A 22369-nucleotide genomic window follows, 5' to 3' on the forward strand; every position below is an offset into this window, starting at 1 on the left:
CGGCAACTCAGACCAGTGGCTGGATTGCCACATTGCGCCGGTATATTGCCAAGCCATGCATTCTGTCGCTGTTCTGGCCGAGCCCGACACCATCGCGTTCGATCTCGCGATCGCGGTCGAGGTCTTCGGCCGTGTCTGGCTCGCCAACGCAGCGCCAGGCTACCGCGTTCGAGTGTGTGGCTGCGAACCCGTGGTCGCGGCGGGGCCAATCCGGATCGCGACGGACTTCGGCCTGGACGAGCTCGCCAACGCCGACACCATCGTCGTGCCGGGCCGCAACGATGCCGCGGCAGCAGTCCGCGGCGACGTGATCGAAGCATTGAAGTCGGCTTACCACAGGGGAATTCGAATTGCATCGATCTGTAGCGGTGCTTTTACCGTCGCCGCCGCGGGCATCTTCGACGGCAAGCGGGCGACCACGCATTGGCTTCCGGCGGAATTGTTTTCCGCGACTTACCCGAATGTCAGGCTCGATGCCGATGCGCTCTACGTCGACGAAGGCCAAGTCCTCAGCTCGGCCGGAGCGTCGGCCGGACTGGATCTGTGCCTGCACATGGTCGCCTGCGATTATGGCTCGGCCGCAGCCGCTGACGCCGCCCGCCTCGCCGTCACCCCGCTGCACCGCAGCGGCGGCCAAGCACAATTCATCATCCGCAACCGCCGCATGTCCAACACCGAACTCGACGGCCTGCTGGTTTGGATCGAGAACAACGCGCACCTGCCACTGACGCTGCGAGACATTGCCCGCCGGGCAGCCAGCAGCGAGCGGACAATCAATCGCCGATTCAAGCTCGAGACCGGTCAGACGCCGATGCAGTGGGTCAACAATGTTCGGGTCCGCCATGCGCAACGACTGCTGGAGAGAACTGCCGACAGCGTCGAAACCATTTCGCGTCAAGTAGGTTTCGCGTCAGCGACGAATTTCCGCGAGCAATTCCGTCGGCTGTCCGGAGTATCGCCGCAGAGTTACCGCAACACCTTCCGCCAGAGCTAAGACTCTTCGTCGAGCACCACACCACGCGCGACGAGATGATCGATCAACGGGATCGCGCCGGCGGCAAGGTGTTCCGACATCGCCGCGCGGGCAAGCTTGTCGTCGTGAATTTCAAGCGCCGTCAAGATCTCCCGATGGTCCTTGATCGACTGGCTCGGCCAGCCCTCGATCGAGGGAAACACCGATTCGGGGGCGTAACGGGTGATCTGCGACATCAACTGAGCGAGTTTCGGCGAGTCCGCCGCGACGTTGATGGCCCGGTGAAACTCGTGGTTGAGCCGGACCGTCCGCTCGTGGTCATCGCCGGCATAGGCCTGTTCCAGCTGGGCCTGGAGTTCCTTGAGTTCATGCAGCTGCTCGGCAGTGATGTTGACCGCGGCCCGCGCGGCCAGCTCCCCTCCGACATGTGCCTGTACGTTCGCCACGTCGGTGACGTCTCGGCCGGTGACCGGCAATACCACGAAGCCGCGGCGGGGCTGCTGGGCGATCAGCCCCTCGGCGCGCAGCGCGAACAGCGCCTCACGGACCGGCGTGACGCTGATCCCCAGCTCGGCAGCCAATTGATCCAGCCGGATATAGGACCCCGCGGTGTAGACGCCGTCGAATATCCGCCCGCGGATAATCCGCGCGACGTCCTCGGAGAGCTGAGGCCGCGCAACGAAATCCGGAACGCTCATCTGCCTACACCTGGTATTCCGCGAGCAATCGCTTGCTGATGATGTTCTTCTGGATCTCGCTGGTTCCCTCGCCGATCAGCAGGAACGGCGCGTCGCGCATCAACCGCTCGATCTCGTATTCCTTGGAATAGCCGTAGCCGCCGTGGATCCGGAAGCTCTGCTGAGTCACCTCGGTGCAGTATTCGCTGCACAGATATTTGGCCATGCCGGCAGCGACGTCGTTACGCTCGCCCGAATCCTTCAGCCGCGCAGCGTTGACCATCATCAGATGTGCCGCTTCGACTTTTGTCGCCATCTCGGCCAGCTGAAACGCGATGGCCTGGTGCTCGGCGATCGGCTTTCCGAACGTCTGGCGCTGTTGCGCGTAGCGCACCGCGAGCTCGAAGGCACGCAACCCGACGCCACACGCGCGTGCCGACACGTTGACCCGGCCGACCTCGATGCCGTCCATCATCTGGAAGAAGCCCTGCCCGGTGATGCCGCCGAGCACATCGTCGGCGCCGGCCCGGTAACCGTCGAAAATCATCTCGGTGGTTTCGATGCCTTTGTAGCCGAGCTTGTCGATCTTGCCTGGAATGTGCAGGCCGGCAACGACTTCGCCGAATCCGACTGGCTTCTCGACCAGGAACGCGGTCAGGTTGCGGTGCGGTTTGTCCGAGCCTTCGTCGGTGCGCACCAGCACCGCCACCAGGGTGGAGGTGGCGCCGTTGGTCAGCCACATCTTCTGGCCATTGATGGTGTAGGTGCCGTCGGCATCGCGACGGGCGCGGGTGCGGATCGCCGCGACATCAGAACCCAGCTCCGGCTCCGACATCGAAAACGCGCCGCGAGTCTCGCCGGCCGCCATCCGGGGCAGGAACCGCTGCTTCTGCTCGTCGGTGCCGTGCTGACGCAGCATGTACGCCACGATGAAATGGGTGTTGAGCACTCCGGATACGCTCATCCAGCCGCGCGCCAGTTCCTCCACGCAAAGCGCGTAGGTCAGCAGCGACTCCCCCAGCCCGCCGTACTGCTGCGGAATCATCAGTCCGAACAGGCCCATCTCGCGCATCTGGTCGACGATGTGCTGCGGGTAGGTGTCGCCACGTTCGAGTTCGGCCGCGTTGGGGATGACTTCTTTCTCGACGAATTGGCGCACCGTGGCGATGATCTCGGTCTGGAATTCGGTCAGCCCGAGGGTTTGGGCGAGCTTGGTCATGTGCGGTGGGTCCTTCCGGCTCAACAGGCGATGGTGTTCGCGCTGGCGAGGCGCTCGATGTCGGCGGTGGTCAAGCCCAGGCCGCGCAGGACCTCGGCGGTGTCTTGCCCCAGGGCGGGCGCGGGCGCGGGACCCGGATGCGCACCGTCGAACGCGGTCGGCAGGCCGGGTGCCAGATAGTCGCCTACGCCGGGTTGCCGCAGACGCGAAAACAAGGGATTAGCAGTTACTTTCGGACCAGCCGCAACCTCGGCGAAGGTGCAGTAGCGCTCGAACAACACCGTGGTGTCCGACAGCGCGGCGGTGATTTCTTCGGCGGTATGGTCGGCGAACCAGGTGGCGAATAGACCGGACAGCACGTCCCGGTACCGGTAACGATCACCCTCGGAGCCGAAATCCACCCCCAGCGCCTCCCCGAGCGCCGACACCGCGGCGCCCGTGCCCGTCACCGTGAGCAGGTCACGAAAGTGCCTGCCGGTCAACAGGACAATCATGAACCGGGCCCCGTCACGGCTGGTGAAGTCCTGCCCGTACTGACCGTAGATGGCATTGCCCAGTCGCTCACGCTGCGTCCCGTTGACCTGAGGTTCGGTCAACAAGCCAAGATTCGCGGCGGTGGCCAGGGCGACATCCTCCAACGCCAGGCTGATCCGCGCCCCGGCCCCGGACTGCTCGCGACGCCGGACGGCGGTCACGACCGCCAACGCCGCGTACAGTCCGCAGCACACATCCCAGGCCGGCAACACATGATTGATCGGACCGGCCGCGTCGGCCGGGCCCGTGACGAGCGGGTAGCCGATGCCTGCGTTCACGGTGTAGTCCACCCCGGTGGAGCCGTCACCGCGCCCGAGCAACTGGACGTGAACCACGTCGGATCGCTTGGCTGCCAGCACATCATGGCTCAGCCAGGACAGGCCGGCGGCATTGGTCACCACGATCCCGTCGCCCTCGGTGATCAGCCGCGCCACCAGTTCCTGCCCCTCGGGCGAACGCATATCGATGGTGGCCGAACGCTTTCCCTTGTTCAGGCCGGTCCAATAGATCGAGGTGCCGTCCGCCGACAGTGGCCAGCGCTGGACGTCGGAAGCGCCGCCGATCGGGTCGACGCGGATCACCTCTGCGCCAAGCTGACTCAGCGTCATTCCACACAGTGGCGCGGCGACGAAACTGGACACCTCGACCACGGTGAGACCGGCCAGCGGCAACCCGGGATTGCTCACCGTCAGCCGACCCGTTCGAAGATCGCGGCCAGCCCTTGGCCGCCGCCGATGCACATGGTCTCCAGCCCGTAGCGTGCCTGGCGACGGTTGAGCTCACGCGCCAAAGTGGCGAGCATCCGCCCCCCGGTCGCGCCGACCGGATGTCCCAGCGATATTCCCGAGCCGTGCACGTTGGTTCGGTCGAAATCGCCCGCGCCGAACTTCCATTCGCGCGTCACGGCAAGGGCTTGGGCGGCAAAGGCTTCGTTGAGTTCGATGAGATCGATGTCGGACAGTTGCAAGCCGGCCTTGGCCAGCGCGGCCTCGGTAGCGGGCACCGGGCCGATTCCCATGACGTTGGGCGCCACCCCCGCCAGGCCCCACGACACCATGCGGACCAGGGGTGTCAGGCCATACTCGTCTGCCTTCTCCCGCGTGGTCACCACACACATCGATGCGGCGTCGTTCTGCCCGCTGGCGTTGCCGGCGGTGACCGTCGCCTCCGGATCATCCTTACGCAGAACCGGTTTCAGCTTGCTCAGCGACTCGACCGAGGTGTCGGCACGGGGATGCTCGTCGGTGTCGATGACTTCCTCGCCGCCGCGGGTGGTGACCACGACCGGGATGATCTCGTCGACCAGCACGCCGTCCTTCTGCGCGGCGACGGCGCGCTGATGCGACCGCACCGCAAGTTCGTCCTGCTCCTGTCGTGAAATGCCGTACTCGCGGCGCAGATTCTCCGCGGTCTCGAGCATCCCGCCCGCGACCGGGTGGTGACGGCCGCCGGCCGTCGTGCGCCCGCGTGCCAGTCCGTCGTGCACCTGGACGCCGTTGCGTGCACCACCCCAACGCATGTCGGTCGAATAGAAGGCGACATTGCTCATGCTTTCGCATCCCCCGGCGACGACGAGGTCGCTGTCGCCGGCGCCCACCTGCAGGCAGGCGTGGATGACCGCTTGCAGGCCCGAGCCGCAGCGGCGGTCCACCTGCATGCCGGGCACGGTCACCGGCAGGCCGGCATCCAACGCCACCACGCGCCCGATTGCGGGCGCATCACTGTTGGGATAGCAGTGACCGAGAATCACGTCCTGTACGGCATCGGGAGCCAGACCGGTGCGCTCCAGCAGTCCTTTCAGGGCGGTGACCCCGAGATCGACGGCGCTGAGCGAGCAGAACATTCCGCCGTAGCGGCCGATCGGCGTGCGGACGGGCTCGCAGATGACGACCTCGGCACTCATAGGTGGCGGCCGCCGGTGATTTCCATAACGGTGCCGGTCATGTACGACGACAGGTCGGATGCCAGGAACAGCGCCACGCTGGCCACCTCACTGGGCTCGCCGGCGCGGCCCATCGGCACGTCGGCGACCTTCGAGTCCCAAATGCGTTGCGGCATAGCCTCTGTCATGGCAGAACGGATCAATCCCGGAGCAATGGCGTTCACCCGCACACCCAGGTAAGCCAGCTCCTTGGCAGCGGCCTTGGTCATGCCGACGATGCCGGCCTTGGCCGCCGAGTAGTTGGTCTGGCCGACCATGCCGACCTTCCCGGACACCGAGGACATGTTGATGATCGCGCCCCGCTTGTTCTCCCGCATGACCGCCGCGGCGAGCCGGGTCCCGTTCCAGGTCCCCTTCAGGTGCACGTTGATGACCTGATCGAACTGCTCCTCGGTCATCTTGCGCATGGTGGCATCGCGGGTGATACCGGCGTTGTTGACCATGATGTCCAGGCCGCCGAAATGTTGCACCGCGGTCTGGATCAGCGCCTCGACGTCGGACGATTGGGTGACATCGCACCGCACCGCGACGGCGACGTCGTCACCGCCCAGCTGTTTGGCCACGACTTGGGTTTCCTCGAGGTTGACGTCGCCGAGCACCACGCGCGCGCCCTCTGCCACGAACCGCTCCGCGATGGCCAGACCCAGTCCCTGCGCTCCGCCTGTGATTACCGCCGTCTGACCTGTCAACAACGACATCTGGCTCCACATCCTTCACTGTTCTCGCCACCACCGGGCGGTTCCAGGCAAATATCATATTTGATATAAGATCCTGCGCTGGACCGGGGTATCCCGGCTCGGGAGAGGAGTGTCTGATCATGGCCACCGCCGAATCCGTGGCAGTCAGCGACGATGACTTCCGCGAGATCCTCGCTCAGACAAGGCAATTCGTGCGCACCGCAGTCGTTCCCCGGGAACAGGAGATCCTCGACGAGGATCGCGTCCCCGACGACCTGCGCAACGAGGCCAAGAAGATGGGTTTGTTCGGCTACGCGATTCCTCAGGAATGGGGCGGGCTCGGCCTCAACCTGACGCAAGACGTCGAGCTCGCCATGGAGCTGGGCTACACCTCGCTGGCGCTGCGTTCGATGTTCGGCACCAACAACGGCATCGCCGGGCAGGTTCTGGTCGGATTCGGCACCGACGAACAGAAGTCGCGCTGGCTGGAGTCGATCGCGTCCGGCGACGTCGTCGCATCGTTCGCGCTGACCGAACCCGGCGCCGGATCCAACCCGGCCGGCTTGCGCACCAAAGCCGGCCGAGTCGATGACGATTGGGTGATCTCCGGCCAGAAGCGCTTCATCACCAACGCGCCGGTCGCCGATCTGTTCGTGGTGTTCGCGCGCACCCGCCCAGCCGACGACCAGGGTCCGGGGATCGCGGTGTTCCTGGTTCCCGCCGATACCGCGGGTGTGGAGGTGGGCGTCAAGGACGCCAAGATGGGCCAGGAAGGCGCGTGGACGGCGGACGTCAACTTCACCGATGTTCGCGTCGGCTCGGATGCGCTCGTCGGCGGCAGCGAAGACGTCGGCTATCGGGCTGCGATGACTTCGCTGGCGCGGGGACGCGTCCACATCGCCGCGCTGGCGGTCGGCGCCGCGACACGCGCGCTCGACGAGTCCGTCGCATACGCGGCCAGTGCGACGCAGGGCGGTGAGCCGATCGGCAGTTTCCAGTTGGTCCAGGCGATGCTCGCCGACCAGCAGACCGAGGTAATGGCCGGCCGGGCGTTGGTCCGCGAAGCCGCGCGGCTGTGGGTGACCGATGAGGACCGCCGGGTGGCGCCGTCGTCGGCGAAGCTATTCTGCACCGAAATGGCCGGGCGGGTAGCCGATCTCGCGGTTCAGATTCACGGTGGCAGTGGTTACATGCGTGGCGTTGCCGTCGAACGCATCTACCGCGACGTGCGCCTGCTGCGGCTGTACGAGGGCACCAGTGAGATTCAGCGTCTGATCATCGGCTCGAACCTGGTCCGGGCGGCCGGGCGAGCCACGAAGAAGGAGCGCTAATGGCAGGCAAGCTCGAGGGGCGTGTCGCTTTCATCACCGGAGCCGCGCGCGGCCAGGGCCGCGCCCACGCCGTGCGCATGGCCGCCGAAGGCGCCGACATCATCGCCGTCGACATCGCGGGCAAGCTGCCGTCCTGCGTGCCTTACGATCCGGCGACGGAAGAAGACCTGGCCGAAACTGTTCGCCTGGTTGAGGAAACCAACCGTCGCATCCTTGCCTCGGTTGTCGACACCCGCGACCTGGAAGCGTTGCGCAAGGCCGTCGACGACGGCGTCGCCGCATTCGGACGTCTGGACATCATCGTGGCCAACGCCGGGGTCGCGGCCCCGCAGCCGTGGAACGAGATCACGCCCGAGGACTTCGGCCACGTGCTGGACATCAACGTGACGGGCACCTGGAACACCGTGATGGCCGGCGCGGACAAGATCATCGAAGGCGGGCGCGGCGGCTCGATCATTCTGATCAGCTCGGCGGCCGGAGCGAAGCAGCAGCCGTTCATGGTGCACTACACGGCCAGCAAGCACGCCGTCACCGGGCTGGCCCGGGCCTTCGCAGCCGAACTGGGCAAACACTCGATCCGGGTCAACAGCGTCCACCCCGGCCCGGTGAACACGCAGATGGGCTCCGGCGACATGGTCGCGGCGGTGGCCAGGGCGATGGAAACCAACCCCCAGCTGGCGCATGTATTGACGCCGTTTCTGCCCGACTGGGTTGCCGAACCGGAAGAGATCGCCGACGCCGTCTGCTGGCTGGCCAGCGACGAGTCGCGCAAAGTCACCGCGGCCCAGATCCGGGTGGATCAAGGGTCGAGCCAATACTGACGCGTGGGCCCACGCACCCCAGATCTGGCACCCCGCTCACAATCGGTTGCGAACGCGCGAACATCGGCAACCACAACCTGATCCCGAGCTACGAAATGCCCCAACACAATTCATTCCGACAACGGCAAATGTAGCCGTTTGCCGGCGACCCGATGAGCTGCTCATTACGGCGCCGTAATGTGATATACATCACATCGTTATTGAACGACCTGGGCGACACACCCACCCGGTGGAGCAAAAGACTAAGAGCGTTACTTATTCTTTCAACATGGGACGGCCCCATTTGTCGATTGACGCTGCTAAGCCACTAGCGGCTGACATTAATGATTACGTCCTCGCTGACGGCTCCATCGTCCTGCCGGACGGTTTGACGCTCACGTCGTTCTTCGACCAAAACCGTGCGGCATTCGGCGACCGTCCGTCCTACCGGTTCATCGACTACGCCAAAGAGCAGGACGGCCGCGTCCTCGAACTGAGCTGGAACGAGCTGTGGACCCAGGTCCGCTCGATCGGCGCCCGTCTCCAGCAGGTTGCCAAGCCCGGCGATCGCGTCGCGATCCTGGCGCCCCAGGGTCTGGAGTATGTGGCCTCGTTCTTCGCCGCCGTCAATGCGGGCAACATCGCGGTTCCGCTGTTCGCTCCCACCCTGGCCGGTCATACCGAGCGGTTGACCGCCGTGCTGGCCGACGCGCGCCCCGCCGTGGTGTTGACGACCAGCGCGGCGGCCGAGTCAGTGCGGGAGTCGTTGCGCGCGCATCCGGTGGCCGGGCGCCCGCGACTGATCGCGGTGGACGCGATCCCGGCGTCGCTGGCCTCGATGTTCGTCGAGCCGACGATCGGCACCGACGACATCGCATACCTGCAGTACACCTCGGGGTCGACCCGCAGCCCGGCCGGCGTGGAGGTCACCCATCGCGCCGTCTGCACCAATGTGCTGCAGATGATCCTGGCCGGCGACCTGCACCGAAACACTCACAGTGTCAGCTGGCTGCCGCTCTACCACGACATGGGACTGATCATGATCATGTTCCCGGCGTTGTGCGGTGGCGAATACCTGACGCTGCTGGATCCCATGGCCTTCGTGCGCCGGCCGTTCCGCTGGATCAAGGAACTGAGCGCGGAAGCCGCCAACGGCCCGACATTCGCCGCCGCACCGAATTTCGCATTCGAATTGGCCGCCGAGCGCGGGCTGCCCCCCGAAGGCGCCGACATCGACCTGCACAATGTGGTCGGCCTGCTCAACGGCTCGGAGCCGGTGACCATTGCGGCCATCGAGAAATTCACCAAGGCCTTCGCGCCGTACGGACTGCCAGCGACGGCGGTCAAACCGTCCTACGGGATGGCGGAGGCGACGCTCGGAGTTGCCAGCACTCCCCCGCATTCCGGGTTCAAGGCGGTCTACCTGGACCGCGCCGAACTCGCCGCCGGGCGCGCGGTGATCGTCGAGCCGGACGCCGACGGTGCGGTTGCCTACGTGTCCTGCGGCCACCCGTTCCGCGATCTGTGGGCCGTGATCGCCAGCCCGGACGGTGGCGAGGTACCGGACTACGGAGTCGGGGAAATCTGGCTGCACGGCAACAACGTCGCCCGCGGCTACTTCGGGCGCGAGGAAGAGTCGCAGCGCACGTTCGGCAACAAGCTGCAGTCCCGCCTCGAGCACGGCAGCCATGCCGAGGGCGCGCCGGACAACTGCTACTGGCTGGCCACCGGCGATCTCGGCGTCTACATCGACGGTGAGATCTACCTGACCGGCCGGATCAAAGACCTCATCATCATCGACGGTCGCAACCACTATCCGCACGACATCGAAACCACGGTCAGTCATTCGTCCCCGGCCATCCGGACCGGCTACGTGGCGGCGTTCTCCGTACCGGCCGAGGCTTCCGACGGTGGCTCGGCCGAGCAACTTGTCATCGTCGCCGAACGCGCCGCGGGCGTCGGGCGCGCGGATCCCGAGGCGATCGCCGCGGCCGTGCGAGCGGCGGTCGCACGCGAGCATCAGGTTCGGGTAGCCGACCTGCGGCTCGTTGCCGCCGGCGCGATTCCGCGCACCACCAGCGGCAAACTCGCGCGCAACGCGTGCCGGGCCGAGTATCTCGACGGCCGGTTCAACCGATAACCGGGCTCAGCCGAACAGTTCCAGCGTCCCCAGATCGCGGACGGCCTGGCAGCCACGACTGAGCATCGCCAGCACCATGTCGTCACCACGTTCGGTCGAGGTTGCGAAGGCGAAGCCCAGGGCGGAAATCAGCAACGCCTGCGGCATCCCGAGTCGGTAATCACGCCAACATGTTTCGCGGTCGTAGCCGGTGACGCCGTAACCCAGCAGCGCTTGATGATAGTCGTCGACAAGGTCTTTCTCGACAATAGATCGAAGCTCCGGATTCAGGCTCGTCGCCGTGAAATACGCGAGATCGCGTGCCGGCAGACCCACACCGAGCGTTTGCCAGTCGACCACGCTCACCCGGGTGCGCTCCGGATCGAACAGCAGGTTGTCCAACCGGTAGTCACCGTGCAGCAACGCGAACCGCTCCCGCTCGGATGACAGCCATGGTGTCACCAAACCCATTGTCGTGGTGAAGGTCTCGCGATCTTCGGCACTCATCCGGTCGCCCAGTTTTTCCAGGGTGATGTCGGCGCTCATCTTCGCGACTTCGCCGAGACCCTTGGCCATGTCGTCATCCGGACGGGGAAATGCCAGCCCGGGCAGATCCAGCCAGTAGGCGTCGCACCAGCTGGGCCCGTGCAGGCCGGCCAGCGCCAGCACCGACAGCCGCGCCTCCTGCTCGCCGCAGCCGGCGATCTGATCGCCCTGCACCGCGGGTGCCTGGTCGGCCAGCAGCAGCGCGTATTCCATGGCGTCGTCGGTGATCTGGCAGTAGTAGCAACTCGGGGTAGGCACCCGCACGCGGTCGGCCACCGACGTGTAAAAGGCGCATTCGCTGCGGTAGCCGATGACGACGCGGTCGCGCACGGTGTCGTCCTGGGCGGGCAGCTTGATCACGAAGGTCTGCGGCAGCTCACCGGGATCGGCGGCGTACTCGGCCGTCACGCGATAGGTCGCCCCGGTCTGGCCGGTGCCGATGGCCACCACGTCGACTCCGGACACCTCGACCGGTGCGTGCCGTCCGCTCAGTGCGGCGGACAGCCATGCGGGTGTCACATCGCCGGGGTACCGCGGAATCGAGACCACAGCACTCATACGCAACCACGCCTCCGGGATTCAACCAGCTGACCGACCGATCAACTGTAAGGCATACCGCAAGTGCCACCCGCCGTGACCTGATCGGCGACTTACTCAGCGACTATGTGCCAGTCGGCAGCCTCATGCTGCTGCCGCCAGAATTCGCTGAATCGGCCACCGGCAGCCAGCAATTCGTCGATCGACCCGTCCTCGGCGACACGCCCGTCGTCCACGAACAGCACGCGGTCGGCGTGGCGGATGCTCGCCAGCCGATGGGCCACGATCACGCGGGTGCGCGCTTGCGGGTCGGCGGTGAGCGCGTCGACCACCGCGACCTCGTTCTCGGTGTCCAGGGCGCTGGTCGCCTCGTCGACCAGTAGCACGGGAGCGGGCTTCAGCAGCGCCCGCGCGATGCTGACCCGTTGCCGCTCGCCACCGGAGAGCGCCGAGCCGCCCTCGCCGACGACGGTGTCGGCGCCGTCTGGCAACCGGTCGATCAGCTCGTCGACCCGGGCCAGCGCGACGGCCCGGCCGAACTGCTCCCCGCCCGCGGTCGGATTGCCGGCCAGGACGTTGTCGCGGATCGTCCCGTGGAACAGGTACGGGTGCTGGAACACGACACTGCTGAGGCCGCGGCGCGCGTCGGCGTTCAGCGTGGCGGCGTCGGCGCCGTCGATGACGACGCGGCCGCGGGTGGGTTGGTGCAACCCGGCGATCAGCGCCAGGATGGTGCTCTTTCCGGAGCCCGACGGCCCGACGATTGCCGTCGTGGTTCCGGGGTCCAGTGCGAAGCTGACCCCGTCCAGCACCGGCGCGCGGGCGCCGTCGTAACCGAAGGCGACGTCGTCGAATTCGATGCGGGGGGCGGACATGGTGTCCGGCAGGTCGGCGGCGCCCGACGCCACGGCCGGTGCGGTGAGCACACTGCGGATGCGGTCCAGGGTGGCGCGGGTGCTCTCCAGCGCGGGTGCCAGCTCGCTGACGGTGGTGAACGGCTCCAGGTAGCGGGCGATCACGACGATCAAGGCAACCGCCTGCGCCGCGGTGAGCGTGCCGTCCATGGTCAGCGCCGTGGTGGCGCCGGCCAGCGCGATCAGGGCCAGCTGGCTGGCGACGCTGAACAGCAGCTGGCCGGGGATTTGCATGCCGAGCAGGCGCATCGTCGCGCGGTGTTGCTCGCCCAGCGCGGAACCCACCTGGCTGCGGGCCGGCTCGACCCGCCGCGCGGCACGCAGCGCCTGCTGGGTCCGCGCGAACTCGATGATCCGTTCGGTGAGTGCGGTATTGGCGTCCCCGGCCGCCACGTCGGCGCGCCGGGCCAACCGAAGCGAGGCCCACAGCGCGCCGAGCAGCAGCGGCACACCGGCCAGCGCCGCCACACCGAGCTGCCACGAGATTCCCAACAGCGCCAGGCCGATGACCGCGGGCAGCAGAATCGACGTCGTCAGCGGCGTCAGCAGGTTGACCACCAAGCCGACCAGTTCCGGACCGGTTGCCGCGATCGCCTGGCGGGCCGTCGCGGTGTTGTCGGAGTTGAACCAGTCCAACCGCACCCTGGGCAGCCGATCGGCCACGTCATGCTGCGAATGGTCGAGCACCGCGAAACCCAAGTCGAAGCTGGTGCGAGCGGTCATGGTGTCGACGACCCATCCGGTCACGGTGACGACGGTCAGCCAGCCCAGCCACGCCAGCGCACGCTGCGGTGCGTCACTGAACAGTGCGCCCACCAGCGGGACAAGCAGGACCGCGCCGACAGCACGCACGACGACGGAGATGAGCGCGAGGATCCCGTAGGCGGTCATCTTCGCGCGGCTGTGCGCCGGAACGAGGCTGATCCAGGTGCGCATCATCGCCCGCCCTCCTGCGCCGCGCCGGTCGCGGCCACCGCAGTGCCCTGACCGGTATCCCACAACCGCCGATACCGCCCGTCGGCGGCGAGCAACTCCTCGTGGGTACCGCGTTCGGCGACCTGCCCGTGATCGAGCACGACGATCTGGTCAGCCCGGGTGACGGTGTGCAGCCGGTGCGCGATCACCAACACGGTCCGATCGCGAGTCAGCCGGTTAAGCGCTTGCTGCACAAGGTATTCCGACTCTGGATCGGCGAACGCGGTGGCCTCGTCGAGGATCAGGACCGGAGTGTCGGCGAGAATCGCGCGGGCGATGGTGAGGCGCTGGCGCTCACCGCCGGAGAGTGCGGCATTCGCGCCCAGCATGGTGTCGTAGCCCTGCGGCAGTCGCAGTATCCGGTCGTGGATCTGCGCCTCGCGGGCGGCGGCCTGGATCTGTTCGCGGGTGGCATCCGGCACGGCCAGCGCGATGTTCTCCGCGACGGTGCCCTGCACAAGCTGGGTTTCCTGCAGCACGAAGCCGACCCGCGGGTAGAGCTCATCGGCGGTCAGTGACCGGATATCTTGTCCCCCAACACGTATCGCGCCGTGTTCGACATCGTGGAACCGCGCCAGCAGCGCCGCCAGCGTCGACTTGCCAGAGCCGGACGGTCCGACGAGCGCGGTCACCGTTCCCGGGCGCAGTTCCAGCGATACGTCCTTAATCACCGGAACCCCGGGGCGATAACTGAAGCCGACGCGGTCGAACACCACGGTGGCCACCGAGTCGCCGACCGTCGAGCCCGGATGCGCGGTCACCCCGAGATCTTGCTCGTCGAGCGCGATTTGCAGGCGCCGGGCGGCGAGCATTCCGGTGCGAATGCCGCCGAGCCCGTAGGCGATGCCGAGCAGCCGGACACCGAAGGTGGTGCCCAGCAACATAAACGGCAGCAGGTTCACCGGATCCATCCGGTGCGTGACGACCAGCAGGGTGCCGATGACCGAGATCAGCCACAGGAAGGTGGACGGGCGGGTAGCCAGGTCCATCGCGGTTTTCTTGCCGGCCAGCGGGCGCTGCCAGGCCACCAAAAATCCGACGTACTCGTCGAGCCGGCGCCGGAAACTCGACGCCGCCGCGCCACCGAAGACGCGGATCACCGGCTGACCCTCGAGGTAGGCACCGGCTTCCGACGTCATTCTTTCGGCCCAGCGCGCCGACTGCGCGATCTTCGGACCGGATTGGATCGACAACGCCGACGCCATCACGAGATAGACCAGCACCGGCCCGAACAAGACCAGCGCCACGCGCCAGTCGACGGTAAACAGATAGACCAGCACCGCCACCGGCGCGACGACCGCATTGACCGCGTCCGGGATCGCGTGCGTGACCAGATAGTGCAGCGACAGTGTGTCGTCGGTGACCAGTTGCTTAATCGCGCCCGATCCACGGGCGGTGAACCAGCCCAGCGGCAGCCGCGACATCTTGCCCAACAACCGCGAACGCAGCGCGCTGGCGAACCGGGCATCGATCACGTGCAGCCAGAGGGTGAGGGCGGCGCCGAGCACGGTGCCCAGCCCCAGCAGCAGGACGGCCGCGATGCCCACATCCCACAATCGCGAGGCGTCGGCGCCGGTCACCAGGAGCCGGGCGAGCTCGACCAGCAGCACGAACGGCGCGAGCTGCAGGAGCGTGATCACGGCCTGAAGCACACCGGAGAGGATCAGCGCCGAACGCAGCGGCGCGAGCAAACGGCCTGCGGCCTGAGCGCGCCAGTTGCCGGGGTTCGCCTCGCCAACGGCGGCCGTCGGTGTATCGGGCTGTGCAGCAACGCTTTCCAGCGTCGCCTCGTCGGCGGGCGCCGAGAGAGCCTGCGACTCACCGCCGCGGCTGGTGCCCATTTCGCGCCCGGCGCTCCAGTACGCCTGCGCGTGAACCTCAGATTTGGGAAAGCCGAAGGCCTCCTTCAGTCGCTTGCGCACGTTCTTCAGCGTGGTGGCCTCGGGTGTCGCCCAGGCATACCAATTCGACCAGTCGCGGGACTCGATGGCGTCAGCCAGCGATTTGTCGTCCCGGCGAGGTACCCAATGCACCCGCAGCCGGGGATGGTCCGTGATCGGGATCGCCGTGTCGTGGTCGTCATGCTGCTCGAGGTACATCTCGATCGGCACGTCGTCGGGAATCGTGCCGATGATGCCGTTCATCCCGGGGATCGACGCCGAGTCGCCGATCAGCAGGTAACCGGCCGGCTGCTCCTCGGGCGGGTCGAACCGCGACGAACCCATCAGCGACATCACCGCGATCGTGGTGCCGGGGGCGACGGTGCGGGCCCACGTCGATGCCGGGCCGGCGGGTTCGTGCAATACGACGTCGACCGCGAAGCGGCCGGTCGGGGCATCGGCTTCGGAGATCGTGTAGCCGCGCTGGAACTCGGTGTCCGATCCGGCCGGGTCGGGGAACCAGAACCGCAGCCACGCGGCGGGCTCGGCCTCGACGTCTTCGAACAGGGTTGCCGACTCCATCCGGACCCGCACGAAATGCGGTGCGATGTGCACGGTTTCGAGCACGGTTGCGAGGTGATCGCGCGCGCCGAATCCGCGCAGTATCGCGCCCTGAAACCCGCGGGCCATCAGCGGTCCTCTCCACCCTGGTCGTGGCTCAGCTCAAACTAAGGGTTGCCTTACCATAGCTGAAGCCACCAGGGCGGTCGAGGCGCGGTCCTAGAAGCAGCCGCGCGTCAGGCGGCTACTCAGTGCGCCTGTAGCTCGCGCAGCGCGGTGCGCAGGCCCCGCCGTTTGCCGGTCGCCGGGTCGACGAAGCTGTCCCTAAGTCCCTCACGCACGCGGAACTTCAACTCGGAGTGAGTCTCCGGGGCATCGTCGGCTGTTGCGGTGAGCAGTTTGTCCGGCAGGGCGAGCTTGAGGATCGTCCAGAACGACTGCCAGTACTGCCGTCCGAGCGAACCGGTGGTGTACGGCAAGTCGTACTTCTCGCACAACTCGCGCACCCGGACCGAGATTTCCGCGTAGCGGTTGCTGGGCAGATCGGGGAAGAGGTGGTGCTCGATCTGGTAGCACAGATTACCGCTGATGAAAGCCAACAGCGGCCCGGCGTGGAAGTTCGCCGAGCCCAGCATCTGGCGCAGGTACCACTCCGCCTGCGTCTCGTTCTCGAACTCTTCTACGGTGAATTTCTCGGCGCCGTCGGGGAAGTGACCGCAGAAGATCACCATGTAGGACCAGTAGTTGCGAATCAGGTTGGCGACCGCGTTGGCCCGCAGCGTGTGCTTCCAGTTGCGTCCGGCCAGCGCCGGAAAAACGATGTAGTCCTTGCCGACCTGCTTGCCGACCTTCTTGGCGATGATGCGCAGATCTTTGCGGACTTCGGCCCACGATTTCTCGTGTCGGCGGACATGGGAAAGCTCCAGCCCGTGCGCCGCCACACCCCATTCGAACAGGGTGCCCAGCAGCAGGTTGTAGATCGGGTTGCCGATCATCCAACGCGCCCAGGGCTCGTCGCGGGTGACCCGCATGATGCCGTAACCGACATCGTCGTCCATCCCGACGATGTTCGTGTACTTGTGGTGGATGAAGTTGTGCGACTTCTTCCAATGCACGCTCGGTGAGGTGGTGTCCCATTCCCATTCGGTCGAATGGATTTCCGGATCATTCATCCAGTCCCACTGACCGTGCGTGATGTTGTGGCCGAGTTCCATATTCTCGATGATCTTGCCGGTACCCAGCATCGCCGTCCCGGCAACCCATGCGTACCGATTATTACTGGCCATCAACACGATTCGAGCGCCAACGACAAGCATTCGTTGCAGGTGCACTGCTCGCCGGATATACCGGGCATCGCGCTCGCCGCGCGATTCCTCGATGTCGGCGCGGATCGCGTCGAGTTCGCGCCCCAGCGCTTCGACGTCCTCGTCGCTGAGATGTGCGTATTGCTTGACATCGGTAATAGCCATCGGATTTCCTCCTCAGATCTTGAGCGTGCAGTCGCCGGACGCCGTCGATATGCACGTCTGGATACGGTCACCCGCGCCGTGTTCGGTTCCGGACCGGAAGTCGCGCACGTGCCCCGCCTCGAGCGGGAGCACACACGTTTGGCAGATGCCCATCCGGCAGCCGAACGGCATCTGGATGCCGACTTTCTCTCCTGCCTCTAAAAGGGATGTGGCGCCATCAATTTCGATTGTCTTATCGGATATCGCGAAGTTGACGGTGCCGCCCTCACCGCCCTTGTCGGTGGCCGCGATGGTGAAGCGCTCCATATGCAGCTGGTCGCCGCGACCCGCGTCCTTCCACGCGCGTTCGACGGTGTCGAGGAGGGCGGGAGGCCCGCAGGCCCAGGCAGGGCGTTCCTTCCAGTCACCCACGATCCCGGTCAGGTCGCCGAAATCGAGGTGGCCCTCAGTTTCGGTGAGGTGCAAGTGAAGTCGATACCCGGGCTCGCTGCTTTCCAGCTCGCGCAGCTCGTCGTGGAAAATCACGTCGTCGACCGTCGGTGCCGAGTGAACGTGCACGACGTCGGAACTGTGTCCCCTGGACTTCAGGGTGCGCAACATCGCCATTACCGGCGTGATCCCGCTGCCGGCCGTGACGAACAGGATCTTCGCCGGCGGCGGGTCGGGCAGTGCGAACTCTCCTTTCGGAGTCGCCAGCCGCACGATGGTGCCCGGTTCCACGCCGTTGACCAGGTGTGTGGACAGGAAGCCCTCGGGCGTCGCCTTGACGGTGATCGTGATGTTCTTGTTGTCGCGCTGCGGAATTGAGGTCAGCGAGTACGAGCGCCAATGCCACCGACCGTCGATCCGTAATCCGATGCCGACGTACTGGCCCGGCCGGTATTTCCCGGAGAAGCCCCACCCGGGTTTGATGGTGACGGTCGCCGAATCCGCGGTCTCTGGGTGCACGTCGACGATGAGGCCGCGCAGTTCGCGCGCCGACCACAAGGGATTGAGCATTTTGAGGTAGTCGTCCGGCAGCAATGGAGTGGTCGCACGGGCGGCGAGTCCTCGTGGCACGTTGACCCAGGACTTGGCGGCGGTGACGCCCTTGGCGGGCGACTTGCTCCATCGAGTGAGGCTGTGCAGCGTAGAACCCATACGTCGTCCCAACGTCTTTGTCGGCTCACCGTGGATCGGCTGAGGCACGGTTCTTGTCCGACTACCCGGGCCGGAAATTCACTAAACACTTGTTCGCTGAATGACGCGGAGGCGATCCGCTGGTCACGAAATCGAGATCAGTTGAGCTCGGCACATCCGTGCACGGCAGGGCGACACGAACGCCAGAGTGCGCAAGGGGGGACTCGAACCCCCACGTCCTAAGACACTGGAACCTAAATCCAGCGCGTCTACCAATTCCGCCACTCGCGCCTGGGCGTAGCGATATTACCGCTGCGGCGCCCGTAAAGCCGTCACGTTGCTGCGGCCTGGCCCAGCAGCTCCCGTACAATTGGCATGCCTAACCTAACCTGAAACCGGGCTCGGGTAAGGTCAGCAAACGATGAACGGAGCCGCAAGCACCCAAACCGACGATACGTCGACCCAGGTACTGAAGCGCGAGCGCAAGGACCTCCCCGAAGAGGTACAGCGCGTTGGCCGGCCTCCGGTCCCCGCGCTGGAACCGCCATACGACATGCGCGCCGCGGTCGGCGACGACGCAGAGATGGTGTCGGAGTGGATGAATCGCCCGCATCTCGCCGAGACCTGGGAGTACGCGTGGCCGGCGCCGCGGTGGCGTCAGCACCTCGATGCGCAGCTCGCGGGGACCTATTCGCTGCCGCTGATCGCCACCCTGCGCGGCGAAGAGTGCGCCTACCTCGAGATCTATTGGGCAGCAAAGGACATGATCTCGCGTCATTACGACGCTCAGCCCTACGACATCGGGCTCCATGCGGCCATCGCGGATCTGAGGCTGGTCAACCGCGGCTTCGGCCCACGACTGCTACCGCGAATCGTGGCCAGCGTGTTCGACCAGGAACCACGCTGCGAGCGGATCATGTTCGACCCGGATCACCGCAACACCACCGTGCGCCGGCTGTGCGATTTCGTCGGATGCCGTTCGCTGGGCGAGCACGACGCGCCGAACCGGCGGATGGCGCTCTACGCGTTGGAGCGCGCGACCCAATCCTCGTAACCGGCGTGATCGGCTTTCATGCCGGCCGCGACCAATTCCCAGAGGACTTCGTCGGTGCCGCCGCCGACCCGGGCCAGCTTCATGTCCCGCCACACCCGGCCCAGCGGTGTTTCGTCGACGAGATAGCCGGACCCGCCGAAGATGTGCATGCACTCGCCGATGACTTCTTCGCCGAGGCGTGCCGCGGTGACCTTGATCCCCGCGGCCGCCCGCAGATCCAGCCGTCCCGCAGCGGCAATGCCGTGCAGCGCGAAACGCAACTGGTCGACCCGCGCCTGCAGGTCCGCCATCCGTAGCCGCAGCGCCTGATGCTCCAACAAGGTGTTGCCGAATTGGCGCCGATTCATCATGCGGGCCAGGGTAATTCCGATCACGCGTTGGCACGACGCCGCGATCTGGCCGGCGATCGACATGCGCTCGTGCGCCAACCCCCAACTTATGGCCGCCAGCCCGGTGCCGGCCCGCGCGACCATCGCGTCGGCCGGGACCAAGGTATCGATGTGGACCGCCGCCGTGTCCAGCGGCCCGGCACCCACCTTGTTGTACGGCTGCTGCACGTCGACATGTGTGGTCGGCACCGCCACCACGACGACGTTGCCGTGCCGGCTGGACGAGTCGTGGTCGACGCTGCGCGCCACGACCATGATGTGGTCGGCGATCGGAGACAGCGAGACGAACTTCTTGATACCGCGGACTGCGAAACCGCCGTCGTGCGAACGGACCTCGGTCTCAACGATCTGCAGATCCGACCCACCCGATTCTTCCGAGGCGCCGATGCAGAGCACGGCCTCGCCGCGAATCGCCTTCTCGCAGATGTCTTTCAGGTAGTCGGTTTTGCCGAACCGGCGCAACATGGCGATGGCCGAATCGTGCAGGCTGACGCCCACTCCGATACCGGCCGAGGCCAGGTGGCCCAGCGCCAGGGCAAGCTCGACGAGCTTGCTGACGTCGGGGTGAGCCTGGTCGGTCCACTTAGCGGCGAAAACTCCGCTTGCTCCCAGATGCTCGATCAGCTTGCGCGGAAAGCGTTGCTGCGCTTCGGCTTCGGAGGTCCACTCGGTGACACGGTCGTCGAACGCCTCGCAGAGCAGCGCACGGTAGTCGGCATCGAACACCGTCTGGCCTGTCGCGGTCACGTCAGTCCACCAGCTTGAGGGTGCGCCGCACTTCCAGCCGACGCAGCTTGCCCGACGAGGTGCGCGGCAGGGAACCAGGAGACATGAAAACCACGTCGGCCGGCACGATTCCGCATACCGACGCGATGCGCTGGATCACTTCGGTGCGGGCCTGGGTCTGGTCGTCGCCTTTGAACTCGGCGGCGACGACCAGGCCGGGACGAGCGGACCGCTCGCCGGTGCCCAGGGCGACCACGCAGCCTTCTCGCACCCCGGTGACTTGAGCGGCGATCAGCTCGATCTCCGTCGGGAAAATATTGCGTCCCGCGATCGAGATGATTTCTTTGGCCCGGCCACACACGACCAGACCGCCATCGTCGAAAAAGCCCAAATCGCCGGTGGGAAACCAGTCTTCGCGATCGATGGCCGGGTGCCCCAGGTAACCATCCATCATCGACGTGCCGCGAATTTCGATCTCACCGATCTCATGGTCGGCCGTGCCGGCATACCGATCGCTGGATACCACCCGGATTTCCATGCCCGAAAGCGCCTCGCCCAGAACGGCGTATTTACGCGAACCGCTCTCGTCCGAGACGGTGGCGAAGGTCAATCCGGTACCGGGCGTGGGCAGGGCGACCGCGCAGGTGGACTCGGCGAGGCCGTACGACGGTGCCGGCACACCAGCGTCAAACCCGAACGGCGCCATGGCTTCTGTGAATCGCGCAAACCCGTCGCAGTCCACCGGTTCGCCACCGTTGATGGCAACCCGCATGGCGCCGAGATCGACGTCGGACACCAGCGACGCGTACTTGCCGAGGATGTTGTAGGCGAGGTTGGGTGCGGCGGTGATCGTCGCACGGCTTTCCGAGAGCCACTTCAGCCAGTTGAACGGCGATGCGGAGAACGCCGTTGGCGAAGACAGCCACAGTGGCATCCCGGCCAGCGTCGAGGCGAGCACGCAGGTAAGCCCCATGTCGTGAAAAAGCGGCAGCCATGAGCAAACAACGTCACGGGACGCGTCAAGGGTGAATCGTTGATCGAGACCGCGCATGTTGCTGAGTACGGCGCCCGGCGACAGCATCGCGGTTTTGGGTGATCCGGTCGATCCCGCCGTTCCCTGCAGAATGGCGGGGCCGACTGGGTCGGCGTGGGGGATGCCCGAAGCCGAGCGGCGGGTGCCTGCCGCGGTGGCGAGGTCTTCGGTGACGATGCTCGGGTGCGCGGCCGCTCGCAGGCCTTCCAAGTGCGAGCCGTGGCTCAGTACCGCGCCTACCCCGATGCCGGCAAACCGGGTCAGCGTCGACTCCGCCCAGTGCTGAGAGTCAGCGCCTCGTACCGGCCCCGGCAGGATCGAGATGGCCGCGCCGGTTAGCCACGCACCCTGGATCGCGGCGATGAACTCGACGGTCGGCTCACCGACGAGACCGACCGCGGCGGGCCGGTCATGGTCAAGCAGCCAGGCCGCAACCCCTTCGGCTAACCCGTGCACTTCCGGCCACGGGAGCCGCTTCCAGTCCGACGACTCCTTGTCGAAGACGGCCAATTCGGAGGTCGCGGTCCGCATCGACCGGGTGATCGCCGCCGCAAGTTCGCTCATTACGGTTTTTTGGCCGCGATCGCCGCGTCCAGATCGCCGACGGTATCGCAGGTCAGCAGCTCTTCCTCGGACAGCGCGACGCCGAGCCGCTCTTCGATGGCAACCATGCCCACAGCAAAGGCCACGGAATCCAGGCCGACGTCATCGACCAGCCTGGCATCGGGGGTGACCCGGGCCATGTCGACGTTGAGGTCGTCACGCAGAATGCTTTGCAGCGCAGTGGTCACCGCAGCGGAAGAGGAGGCCATGGCGAGCGACGTTACACGTCTGAGTAAGGCAAGGCTAGCCTTCTATTGGCCGGTGAGAGTTTTGCCACATCAGCCGTCCAGC

At 66.1% G+C, this 22369-nt stretch carries 17 protein-coding genes, 1 tRNA gene and 1 pseudogene; 5 read left to right on the forward strand and 14 right to left on the reverse strand.

Translation table 11 applies throughout. The features are described from left to right. The first annotated feature begins 55 nt into the window (after window positions 1–55). Window positions 56–994: a GlxA family transcriptional regulator gene (locus MAAFP003_RS19775; RefSeq protein ID WP_096291287.1), complete on the forward strand. Its 939-nt coding sequence runs from the start codon at window positions 56–58 to the stop codon at window positions 992–994. On the opposite strand, the gene MAAFP003_RS19780 is transcribed toward MAAFP003_RS19775, so the two are convergent. From MAAFP003_RS19780 to fabG, 5 genes are read right to left on the reverse strand one after another with little or no spacing between them, the layout of a single operon-like run. Next, on the reverse strand, window positions 991–1671 hold the full coding sequence (locus tag MAAFP003_RS19780) for a GntR family transcriptional regulator (protein WP_096289518.1): 681 nt from the start codon (window positions 1669–1671) through the stop codon (window positions 991–993). The genes MAAFP003_RS19775 and MAAFP003_RS19780 overlap by 4 nt on opposite strands. Window positions 1672–1675: 4 nt before the next feature. Continuing rightward, the gene (locus MAAFP003_RS19785; protein ID WP_096289519.1) at window positions 1676–2869 is read right to left on the reverse strand and encodes an acyl-CoA dehydrogenase family protein; all 1194 of its coding nucleotides are present in this window, start codon (window positions 2867–2869) and stop codon (window positions 1676–1678) included. Window positions 2870–2889: 20 nt separating this feature from the next. Then, the gene (locus MAAFP003_RS19790) at window positions 2890–4089 is read right to left on the reverse strand and encodes a CoA transferase (RefSeq protein WP_096289520.1); all 1200 of its coding nucleotides are present in this window, start codon (window positions 4087–4089) and stop codon (window positions 2890–2892) included. 2 nt (window positions 4090–4091) lie between these two features. Then, window positions 4092–5306 carry an acetyl-CoA C-acetyltransferase gene (locus MAAFP003_RS19795; protein ID WP_096289521.1) on the reverse strand — a complete coding sequence of 405 codons (1215 nt, stop codon included), beginning with the start codon at window positions 5304–5306 and terminating at the stop codon, window positions 4092–4094. Next, window positions 5303–6043 (reverse strand): 3-oxoacyl-ACP reductase FabG, encoded by a 741-nt coding sequence (gene fabG / locus MAAFP003_RS19800; protein WP_096291288.1) that lies wholly within the window; start codon window positions 6041–6043, stop codon window positions 5303–5305. The genes MAAFP003_RS19795 and fabG overlap by 4 nt, the downstream gene beginning before the upstream one ends. Window positions 6044–6162: 119 nt before the next feature. Between fabG and MAAFP003_RS19805 the strand changes: the two genes are divergently transcribed. The 3 genes from MAAFP003_RS19805 (at window position 6163) to MAAFP003_RS19815 (ending at window position 10293) form a co-directional block, all read left to right on the forward strand. Continuing rightward, entirely contained in the window at window positions 6163–7353 is a 1191-nt protein-coding gene (locus tag MAAFP003_RS19805) for an acyl-CoA dehydrogenase family protein (protein WP_096289522.1), read from the forward strand. After that, window positions 7353–8174 (forward strand): mycofactocin-coupled SDR family oxidoreductase, encoded by an 822-nt coding sequence (locus MAAFP003_RS19810; protein ID WP_096289523.1) that lies wholly within the window; start codon window positions 7353–7355, stop codon window positions 8172–8174. The genes MAAFP003_RS19805 and MAAFP003_RS19810 overlap by 1 nt, the downstream gene beginning before the upstream one ends. Window positions 8175–8442: 268 nt before the next feature. Continuing rightward, window positions 8443–10293: a fatty acyl-AMP ligase gene (locus MAAFP003_RS19815; RefSeq protein ID WP_096289524.1), complete on the forward strand. Its 1851-nt coding sequence runs from the start codon at window positions 8443–8445 to the stop codon at window positions 10291–10293. Window positions 10294–10299: 6 nt separating this feature from the next. On the opposite strand, the gene MAAFP003_RS19820 is transcribed toward MAAFP003_RS19815, so the two are convergent. From MAAFP003_RS19820 to MAAFP003_RS19845, 6 genes are all read right to left on the reverse strand, one after another. Further along, on the reverse strand, window positions 10300–11376 hold the full coding sequence (locus tag MAAFP003_RS19820; protein ID WP_096289525.1) for a phosphotransferase family protein: 1077 nt from the start codon (window positions 11374–11376) through the stop codon (window positions 10300–10302). Between the two features lie 92 nt (window positions 11377–11468). Beyond that, a complete protein-coding gene (locus MAAFP003_RS19825) occupies window positions 11469–13208 on the reverse strand; it encodes an ABC transporter ATP-binding protein (protein ID WP_096289526.1) in 1740 nt (579 codons plus the stop codon). After that, entirely contained in the window at window positions 13205–15814 is a 2610-nt protein-coding gene (locus tag MAAFP003_RS19830) for an ABC transporter ATP-binding protein/permease (protein WP_096289527.1), read from the reverse strand. The genes MAAFP003_RS19825 and MAAFP003_RS19830 overlap by 4 nt, the downstream gene beginning before the upstream one ends. A 119-nt stretch (window positions 15815–15933) precedes the next feature. Then, the gene (locus MAAFP003_RS19835) at window positions 15934–17154 is read right to left on the reverse strand and encodes a fatty acid desaturase family protein (RefSeq protein WP_096289528.1); all 1221 of its coding nucleotides are present in this window, start codon (window positions 17152–17154) and stop codon (window positions 15934–15936) included. Window positions 17155–17166: 12 nt separating this feature from the next. Then, window positions 17167–18294 (reverse strand): ferredoxin reductase, encoded by a 1128-nt coding sequence (locus MAAFP003_RS19840; RefSeq protein ID WP_096289529.1) that lies wholly within the window; start codon window positions 18292–18294, stop codon window positions 17167–17169. 188 nt (window positions 18295–18482) lie between these two features. After that, window positions 18483–18564, reverse strand: a tRNA-Leu gene (locus tag MAAFP003_RS19845). Between the two features lie 130 nt (window positions 18565–18694). Between MAAFP003_RS19845 and MAAFP003_RS19850 the strand changes: the two genes are divergently transcribed. After that, window positions 18695–19327, forward strand: coding sequence for a GNAT family N-acetyltransferase (locus MAAFP003_RS19850; RefSeq protein ID WP_096289530.1), 633 nt, complete (start codon window positions 18695–18697; stop codon window positions 19325–19327). Here MAAFP003_RS19850 and mbtN read toward each other — a convergent pair. The 3 genes and pseudogenes from mbtN to MAAFP003_RS19865 form a co-directional block, all read right to left on the reverse strand. Then, window positions 19294–20442, reverse strand: a complete 1149-nt coding sequence (gene mbtN, locus MAAFP003_RS19855) for a mycobactin biosynthesis acyl-ACP dehydrogenase MbtN (RefSeq protein ID WP_096291289.1) — start codon at window positions 20440–20442, stop codon at window positions 19294–19296. The two genes, MAAFP003_RS19850 and mbtN, sit on opposite strands and share 34 nt — an antisense overlap. A gap of 22 nt (window positions 20443–20464) precedes the next feature. Continuing rightward, window positions 20465–22039, reverse strand: a complete 1575-nt coding sequence (mbtM, locus tag MAAFP003_RS19860; RefSeq protein ID WP_096289531.1) for a long-chain-fatty acid--ACP ligase MbtM — start codon at window positions 22037–22039, stop codon at window positions 20465–20467. Next, window positions 22039–22293, reverse strand: a pseudogene (locus MAAFP003_RS19865) (acyl carrier protein); the annotation flags it as partial. The pseudogene MAAFP003_RS19865 and the gene mbtM, both read right to left, overlap by 1 nt. Window positions 22294–22369: the final 76 nt, after the last annotated feature.

The organism is Mycobacterium ahvazicum, from assembly GCF_900176255.2.
Lineage (GTDB): Bacteria > Actinomycetota > Actinomycetes > Mycobacteriales > Mycobacteriaceae > Mycobacterium > Mycobacterium ahvazicum.